General features: G+C 76.9%; 7 protein-coding genes. 4 read left to right on the top strand and 3 right to left on the bottom strand.

Translation table 11 applies throughout. The features are described 5' to 3' along the window. Positions 1-19: 19 nt before the first annotated feature. Both AC07AL_RS10820 and AC07AL_RS10825 read right to left on the bottom strand, forming a co-directional pair. Positions 20-1,120, bottom strand: coding sequence for a hypothetical protein (locus AC07AL_RS10820; protein WP_363586738.1), 1,101 nt, complete (start codon positions 1,118-1,120; stop codon positions 20-22). After that, positions 1,120-2,799 (bottom strand): DUF3492 domain-containing protein, encoded by a 1,680-nt coding sequence (locus tag AC07AL_RS10825; RefSeq protein ID WP_363629526.1) that lies wholly within the window; start codon positions 2,797-2,799, stop codon positions 1,120-1,122. Before AC07AL_RS10825 ends, AC07AL_RS10820 begins: the two co-directional genes overlap by 1 nt. 793 nt (positions 2,800-3,592) lie before the next feature. Here AC07AL_RS10825 and AC07AL_RS10830 point away from each other — a divergent pair. The 3 genes from AC07AL_RS10830 (at position 3,593) to AC07AL_RS10840 (ending at position 5,070) form a co-directional block, all read left to right on the top strand. Continuing rightward, positions 3,593-4,243: a TetR/AcrR family transcriptional regulator gene (locus AC07AL_RS10830; protein ID WP_363586740.1), complete on the top strand. Its 651-nt coding sequence runs from the start codon at positions 3,593-3,595 to the stop codon at positions 4,241-4,243. 141 nt (positions 4,244-4,384) lie between these two features. Continuing rightward, positions 4,385-4,612, top strand: coding sequence for a DUF3107 domain-containing protein (locus AC07AL_RS10835; RefSeq protein WP_063347919.1), 228 nt, complete (start codon positions 4,385-4,387; stop codon positions 4,610-4,612). Between the two features lie 134 nt (positions 4,613-4,746). Beyond that, positions 4,747-5,070: a hypothetical protein gene (locus AC07AL_RS10840; RefSeq protein WP_363586741.1), complete on the top strand. Its 324-nt coding sequence runs from the start codon at positions 4,747-4,749 to the stop codon at positions 5,068-5,070. 19 nt (positions 5,071-5,089) lie between these two features. Here AC07AL_RS10840 and AC07AL_RS10845 read toward each other — a convergent pair whose 3' ends face one another. Further along, entirely contained in the window at positions 5,090-5,818 is a 729-nt protein-coding gene (locus tag AC07AL_RS10845; RefSeq protein ID WP_063347921.1) for a ferritin-like fold-containing protein, read from the bottom strand. Between the two features lie 706 nt (positions 5,819-6,524). Here AC07AL_RS10845 and AC07AL_RS10850 point away from each other — a divergent pair. Then, positions 6,525-8,468 (top strand): DEAD/DEAH box helicase, encoded by a 1,944-nt coding sequence (locus AC07AL_RS10850; protein ID WP_478317334.1) that lies wholly within the window; start codon positions 6,525-6,527, stop codon positions 8,466-8,468. Positions 8,469-8,598 lie beyond the last annotated feature (130 nt).

The following is an 8,598-nucleotide window of genomic DNA, read 5'->3' on the forward strand; positions in this document are numbered from 1 at the left end:
CCGCACCGGCGGGCGGGGCTCAGCGGTGCGAACCGGCCCGGCCGAGCACGGCCCAGGCGTACGCCAGCAGCACCGCGGCGACCGCGCCGCCGCCGAGCACCCCGGCCGTCGGCCCGGAACGGCCCAGGGCGAGCAGCCCGAGCGCCACGGCGGGCCCGGCCAGCGCCCCCGCCGCGGCGGCCGCCGTCCGGCCGCAGCGGGCCAGCAGCGCGGGCAGCACCAGCAGCAGGCCCAGCACGCCCTGCGCCGCCCACTGCGCGGCGCCGGCCCGTTCGGCCGCCAGGTGCAGCAGGCCCCCGCCGTGGCCCGGCCCGGGGCGCGGCGCGAGGACGGTCAGCACCGCCAGCGCGGCGAAGGTCAGCACCGCGAGCACCGCCAGGTGCAGGGCGACCGCCACCGGGAGCACCGGCCGCATCCGGGACCGGAACTCGGCCAGCGTGGCCGCCGCGCCGAGATGGCCGCGGCCGACCTGCCGGTACCAGCGGGCCGCCCGCTCGGCCGACCCGGCCGACACCGCCCCGGCCAGCACCAGCGCGGCGGTCAGCCGCCGGTCCCCGTCCGCCGCGGCCAGCGGGAGCAGCAGCAGCGCGGCCAGGCCCAGCCCGTGCCCCAGCGCCGCCGGGTGCCACCGGGAGCCGGCCCGCCGCGGCGCCCGCGCCGGGCCCAGCCCGTCCGCCGCGCCGCAGGGGCGGGTGTCCGGCGGGCCGGGCTCGGCGGCGGGGTCCGCGGCCAGGGCGGGCACCAGCACCAGCGGGACGGCGGCCGGCAGCAGCACCGGCCAGCGGGCGCCGAGCGCGACCACGGCCGCGCAGGGCAGTGCGGCCAGGGCGGCGGCGGTCAGCGTCGCCCGGGTGGCGGCGGCGCACTCCCGGCCGCGCGGCGGCTCCGGCACGGGTGGGCGGCGGGGCACCCGCGCGTACAGCTCCTCGGCGAGCGAGAACAGGTCGGCGTGCCGGCAGCGCGCGGCGGCCTGCGGGCCGAGCCCGGCCTCCTCCAGTCCGGCGGCGATCTCCAGCGGGTCGACGGCCCGCTCGCACAGCGCCCGGTGCTCGGCCATCACCTCGCGCACCGGGTCCCCCACCGGGCTCCCGGGGCCGCCCGGCGCCGCGCCGCCCGCCATCAGACGGCCTCCGCGAGGGCGCCGGGGCGCTCTTGCGCGCCGGCGTCACCGCCCCCGTCCTCCGGCCGCTCGGACCCGGCCGGCCCGGCGCCGTGGCGTCCGCCGGGGCCGTCCGCCGCGTCCGGGGCACCCTGGCCGCCCGGGCCGTCCGGCGCGCGGCGGCCGTCGGCGAGCCAGTACTCGGCGGGCCGGGCGAACGGGCGCGGCGACTCCCCGGCCGCGCCGCCGGCCCCGCCGCCGGGGAAGGCCGGGTACTGCGAGACCAGCTCCAGGTAGATCTCCCGGAAGGCGCCGATCACCGGCTCCACGGCGAAGCGTTCCTGCGCCCGCAGCCGCCCGGCCAGCCCGAGCCGGGCGCGCCGCTCCTCATCGCGCAGCAGCGCCAGGCAGGCGCCGGCCAGCGCGCGCGGGTCCCGGGCGGGCACCAGCAGCCCGGTCGGCCCGACCACCTCGCGGGCCACCCCGACGTCGGTGGACACCACGGCCCGGCCGCTGAGCATCGCGTCCGCGAGCAGCCGGGGGCTGCGCTGGGACAGCGCGGAGAACACGGCCAGCGTGCCGCCCTCCCAGACCTCGGCGAGCGAGCCGGGCCGCCCGGCGAAGTCCACCGCCGCGGCCAGTCCGAGCCGCTCGGCGAGCGCCGCGCAGTGCGCCCGGTAGCCGGGCTCGGCCTCCTCGCCGTGGATCACCAGCCGGGCCCTCGGCAGGTCGGCGCGCACCCGCGCGAAGGCGTGCAGCATCAGCTCGGTGTCCCGCCCCGGCTCCAGCGCGCCCGCCCACACCAGGGTCGGCACGGCGGGCTCGGGCCCGGCCGCCGGGCGGACCACCGCGGGCGTCCCCTCGTAGACCACCCGGGTGCGCGCCGGGTCGGCCCCGCAGCGGCGCTGCCACTGCTGGTCGTGGGCGCTGCCGGGGGTCAGGACGGCCGCCTGCCGGTAGGTCTCCTCGGTGAGCGCCCGGAAGTACGCCAGCAGCAGCGCCCGGACCGGCCACCGGTACGGCGCCTCGCGGTGGCCGAGGTACTGCTCGCGCAGGTGCAGGCCGTGCTCGGTGACCACGAACGGCACCCCGTGCAGGTACCGGGCGACCAGCGCGGGCAGCGCCGCGGGGCCGCCGCCGACCACGTGGCACAGGTCGGCGCCGCCGAGGCCGTCGGGCCCGGTGCCGTACCAGGGCGCGGACAACGGCCGCAGGCACTGCTCCAGCAGGTCCGCCGCGACCAGCACGTCGCGGACCAGCGGCTGCCCGGCCGAGGTCTCCGCGCCCGGCAGCCGCCAGACCCGCTCCAGGGTGCGCCGGGCGTGCGCGGAGGCGAGGAAGGCGGGCAGCGTGCCGTCCTCCCGGGCGAGGACGGCCAGCCGGTACAGCCCGGCCCCGAAGCCGGCCCGCTCCCCCGGCAGCACCAGGGCTCTGACCAGGTCCTCGTACGCCCGGGCGTACTGGCGTCCGCGCAGCGTGCCGGGCACCCGGCCGCCCGGCCGGCGCCCCCACAGCGCCAGCTCGCGCGCCCCGCGCCAGGCGGGCGACAGCCGCTCGGCGGTGCCCTGGCCGCCCTGGCCGGTCAGCAGGTACAGCCCGAACTCGTGCTCCGGCAGGCCCGCGGCCAGCCGGTCGCACCAGCCTCCGGCGCCGCGCCGGGAATGTGGGCCGGCACCCTCGGTGAGCAGGGCGATGCGCACGGGAGACCTCCAGGGCAGAGCGGATCACGGGCGGGCGGATCGACGGATGGCTTGAGCGGCTTGAGTGGCCACCGGGGCGGCCCCGCACGGCGGCGGGGACGGTCCGGGGGCGAGGAGTCCGGTCGGCCGGGTACGACACCGCGACGCTCCCCCGGGGCGGGGCACCACCGAGCGGTGGTGCGGCCGTCCGGCCCGACGGTCCGGCCGCGCCCCTCCCGCGATCCGTTCCCCCGGGCGCACGCCCGTTCCGGCGGCCCCCCCCCCCCCCCCCGGGCCCCCTGGGTGCGGCCGCCCTCCGGATTTCCCCGGCGTCCGCGGCCTCCCCCACACCTGTTCGGTCCGACAGCAGAAAGGTAGGACCGGGCCCGGGCAATCCATCGGTCACATGCCTGGTTGCCACCTGAACGAGTGAACGGGCGTGACCTCGCCCCGAACCGGGCCGTTACCGGGCGGCGCCGACGGCCGGGCGCCGGTCGCCGGCCTCCCCGCTCATGGCGGACGATGGGAGTGGCCTTGTTCGCCGCCGCGAGGGGCCCCGGGTCCACGATGCCGGCCCGCGCTCCGCGCTCGGTGACGCCGCCGGTGCGGTGCGTCACGAGGTTCGGATTCCGACGGCCCGGACGGCCGTTCCGGCCCCTGTCACACCCCTGCCGACGCCGAGGTCAGCGCCGTATTGTGGGCTCCTGACAAGGAGGCCGAGGTCCTTTTCTCACTCCCGCCGAACGCGGAAGCGGTTACCGAAAAGTAGAATCGGCCCTCTTGCCAGCCCCGAACAACCGAAGTGAGGAGCGCCGTGACGGCCATCCAGGAGGCGCAGGAGCGCCCGCGCGGTGCCCGCCTGCCGCGAAGCGCCCGCCGTGAACAACTGCTCGGTGCCGCCCAGGAGGTGTTCGTCGCGCAGGGTTACCACGCGGCCGCCATGGACGACATCGCCGACCGCGCCGGGGTCAGCAAGCCGGTGCTGTACCAGCACTTCCCCGGGAAGCTGGAGCTGTACCTGGCGCTGCTGGACAAGCACTGCGACGCCCTGGTCGAGTCGACCCGCGACGCACTGTCGACGACCACCGACAACAAGCTCCGGGTGGCCGCGACGATGGAGGCGTACTTCAACTACGTCTCCAGCGAGTCCGGCGCGTTCCGCCTGGTCTTCGAGTCGGACCTGACCAACGAGCCGGCCGTGCGCGAGCGGGTCGAGCGGGCCTCCGAGGCGAGCGCGACGCTGGTCAGCAAGGTGATCCAGGAGGACACCGACCTGCCCGAGGCGGAGTCCAAGCTGCTCGCCGCCGGGGTCTGCGGCCTGGCCCAGATCACCGCCCGGTACTGGCTGTCGCAGGGCCTGGACATCCCGCGCGACGAGGCGGCGCGACTGGTCGCCAGCCTGGCCTGGCGCGGGCTGAAGGGCTTCCCGATGCACCCCACCTCGGAGGGCGGAGAGGCCCTCTAGCAGGGGTGATCCACCGACCTTCGCCGCCGCGGTGATCCCGTGCTCTATGGTGAAGCCGTACGGCGCGGTCGTCGCGAACGCTTGTCCCAGGCGGTCGGGGTGTCCGCGCGTGGAGGCTGCAACCCCGGAGGGACGGAAGCCGTGGAGGTCAAGATCGGCGTGCAGAACACGCCGCGCGAGATCGTGATCGAGAGCACGCAGAGTGCCGATGAGATCCAGAGCGCGATCGCCAAGGCGCTGGAGGGTTCGGAGAAGCTCTTCGCGCTGACCGACGAGCACGGCCGCCGCGTCATCGTCCCGGCCGAGCGCCTGGCGTACGTGGAGATCGGCGAGCAGGCCGCCCGCAAGGTCGGCTTCGGCACCGCCTGAGGCGTCGTCCGAGCTGCTCACCCGGTGCCCCGCTCCCCCAGGGAGCGGGGCACCGTTGCGTGTACGGCCGGGTCGGCCGGGGTACGGCGACAGTGCGGCCGTCGGCGCCGCGCGCCCGTCCCCGGGAGGCAGTTTTGCTGGTCGAGTCGATCGCCTTCGCCCTCGTCGGCCTGGCCGCGGGCCTGGCCGCACTGCTGGCGCGGCCCGCGTACTTCCGGGCGGCCCGCACCCTGACCCTGGGCACCGCCCTGGCGGCGGCGCTGCTCGGCGGGACGGTGGCGCACTTCTGCCTGGACGGGCGCTACCCGGCGGCGTCGATCGCGGCCGCGGCGCTGGCCTCGGCGGTGCTGACCACGACGCTGGCCCGGCCGGACCTCGCCGCCGGGCGGGCCCCGGCGCACCGGCACCACCCGCACCGGGCCGGTGTCCACCGCACCCGGCGCCACCGGCCGGCCTGACGCCCGGGCCGGGCAGGCCCTAGCTGGCCAGGCCCAGGGCGGCCATCCGCCGGGTGTGCGCCTCGGTGATCCGGTTGAACATCTTGCCGACCTCGACCAGGTCGAAGCCCTGCACCTGGACGCCGCCGACCAGCAGGTTGGACAGCGCGTCCCTCTCAGCGACCACCCGCTGGGCCTGGCTGAGCGCCTCGCCCATCAGCCGCCGGCCCCACAGCGCGAGCCGGCCGCCGGAGCGCGGGTCGGCCTCGATGGCCTGGCGCACCTTGTCCACCGCGAACTGGGCGTGCCCGGTGTCGGACATGACGCCGAGCACCAGGTCGCGGGTGTCGTCGTCGAGCCGGACGGCGACCTCGCGGTAGAAGTCGGTCGCGATGGCGTCGCCGACGTAGGCCTTGACCAGGCCCTCCAGCCAGTCCGAGGGCGCGGTCATCCGGTGGAACAGCTCCAGCGGCTCGACGAACGGGCGCATCGCCTCCTGCGGGTCGGCGCCGATCTCGGCGAGCCGGTCGTGCAGGCGCTGGTAGTGCTGGAACTCGGCGGAGGCCATCCGGGCCAGGGCCGCCTTGTCGGCGAGGTCCGGCGCCAGCTTGGCGTCCTCGGCGAGCCGCTCGAAGGCGCTCAGCTCGCCGTAGGCGAGTGCGCCGAGCAGGTCCAGCACCGCCGCCCGGTAGCCGGGGTCGGCCGAGCACGCGGCCCAGTCCCCGATCGAGCCGGCCGCGGCGTCCTGCGTCTCACCATGGGTCTCCATGACCCGCCACCTTAGTCCCGCCGGCCCGGCGGACCCACCCTGGCCGGCCGTCGGCCGGTCGCCCGGGTGACCGGCCGGAACACCCCTTCCGGCCCGGGTCGGGAGGGGCAATGTCAGACGCGTCACGTGTTCGAGTCGTCGCCTGACTGTATGGTGGTACGGAGCCCCGTCGTGTTCGCACGGTGTCACCGCCGTCTCGGTGTCCCGCGCAAGCCCGCTCCGAAGCGGCACCGTCCATCCGGACGTGTCCGCACCGGAGCCACGGGTACTCACGTACGCGGATGCCCGGTCGGAGAGCCGATCGGCTCCGACCATGGCTTGGACTTCAAGCCTTGGCACCGCATCAGTGGCCGAGCGAGGGCCGCCGAGACCACGCCCCCTGGCGAAGGTCCCGCGCAGGTCCCTCATGGGAATCCTCCCCGACGCCGCCGGCGACGCGCCCCGCACAGGGCAGCGCGCACCGGCCGGCCGCAGGGACCGGCGCGGTTGTGCGTCCGCTCAGCTGCATCAGGGCCGCCAGGCCCGTACGCAGCCGTGCGGCTGCCCGCCCGCCGCTCGCTCTCGGCCCCTTTCACACGGAAGAGGCAGCACCCTGTCCACCACCGCTGAACCCATCAAGACGACGTTCCGGGATCTGGGAATCCTCCCGGAGACCGCCGAGGCGCTCGAGTCCGTCGGCATCGTCCACCCCTTCCCCATCCAGGAGATGACCCTCCCGGTCGCGCTGACCGGCCACGACGTCATCGGCCAGGCCAAGACCGGCACCGGCAAGACCCTCGGCTTCGGCCTCCCGCTGATCGAGCGGTGCGTCGTGCGCGCCGACGTGGACGCCGGCCGGGCGACCGAGGAGCAGCTCTCCGACGGCCCGCAGGCGCTCATCGTCGTCCCGACGCGTGAGCTCTGCACCCAGGTCACCAACGACCTGCAGACCGCCGGCAAGGTCCGCGACGTGCGCGTCCTGGCCGTCTACGGCGGCCGCGCGTACGAGCCGCAGGTCGAGGCGCTCGCCAAGGGCGTCGACATCGTGGTCGGCACCCCGGGCCGCCTGCTGGACCTGGCCGGGCAGAAGAAGCTGAACCTGTCCAAGGTCCGCTCGCTGGTCCTGGACGAGGCCGACGAGATGCTCGACCTCGGCTTCCTGCCGGACGTCGAGAAGATCATCACCATGCTGCCGGCCAAGCGGCAGACCCTGCTGTTCTCGGCCACCATGCCGGGTCAGGTCATCAGCCTCGCCCGCCGGTACATGAGCCAGCCCACCCACATCCGGGCCGCCGCCCCGGACGACACCGGCACCACCGTCGCCAACATCGAGCAGCACATCTTCCGCGCGCACTCGCTGGACAAGGTCGAGCTCGTCTCGCGCATCCTCCAGGCCGACGGCCGCGGGCTGGCGATGATCTTCTGCCGGACCAAGCGCACCGCCGCCGACGTCGCCGACCAGCTGACCCAGCGCGGCTTCGCGGCCGGCGCCGTCCACGGCGACCTCGGCCAGGGCGCCCGCGAGCAGGCGCTGCGCGCGTTCCGCAACGGCAAGGTCGACGTGCTGGTCTGCACCGACGTCGCCGCCCGCGGCATCGACGTCGAGGGCGTCACGCACGTGGTCAACTACCAGTGCCCCGAGGACGAGAAGACCTACCTGCACCGGATCGGCCGCACCGGCCGGGCCGGCGCCTCGGGCACCGCCGTCACCCTGGTCGACTGGGACGACATCCCGCGCTGGCAGCTGATCAACAAGGCGCTGGAGCTGACCTTCAACGACCCGGAGGAGACCTACTCCACCTCGCCGCACCTGTACGAGCTGCTGAAGATCGCGCCGGGCACCAAGGGTGTGCTGCCGCGTTCGGAGCGGACCCGGGCCGGGCTCGGCGCGGAGGAGGTCGAGGACCTCGGCGAGACCGGCGGGCGCGGTGCGCGCACCGCCCGGGCCAAGGGCCCGCGCAGCGGCTCCGGCCGCACCGGCGCCCCCGAGGCCGCCGTGGCGACCGAGGAGAAGCCGCGCCGCACCCGTGAGCGCCGCCGCACCCGGGGCGGCTCCGCGGTCGCCGAGGGCGAGGCCGGGACCGTCGTCGAGGCCCCCGCGGCCCCGGCCGTCGAGGGCACCGAGGGCGAGGCGGCCCCGCGCCGCCGTCGCCGCCGTTCGCGCGGCGCCGCCGCCGGCGAGGCCGCCGTGGTGGCCGAGGCGGCCGTGGCGGCTCCGGTCGCCGAGGCTCCGGCCGCGGTGGCCGTCGTGGCCGCCGCCGAGGCCGTCGTCGAGGCCGTCGTCGCGGAGAAGCCGGCCGCCCGCACCCGGACGCGCGCCGCCCGCAAGCCGAAGGCGGAGGCCGTCGAGGCCCCGGCCGAGGCTCCGGCCGTCGAAGCCGTCGAGGCCGCTGAGGCCGTCGTCGCGAAGAAGCCGGCCACCCGGACGCGCACCCGCAAGCCGAAGGCGGAGGCCGTCGAGGCCGTCGTCGAGGCCCCGGCCACCGAGGCCGCCGTCGCGGAGAAGCCGGCCACCCGGACGCGCACCCGCAAGCCCAAGGCCGAGGCCGCGACCGCCCCGGCGGCTCCGGAGGCTGCGGCCGCCGACGCCGCGACCGAGGTCCCGGCCCCGCGCAAGCGCACCCGGGCCCGCAAGGCCGCCGCCGCGCCGGAGGCCACCCCGGAGAGCTGACGCACCCCGTCCCGGGGGGGGGGGGGGGGGGGCCGCTGGGGGTGGGCCCTCCCCCCCCACCCTTTTGGCCTTTCGGGGGGTTGGGTTTTCGTGTTGCCGGAGTCCTTGTGTTCTTGGCCAGGGGGGAAGA

It is taken from the genome of Kitasatospora sp. NPDC043949 (genome assembly GCF_056435365.1).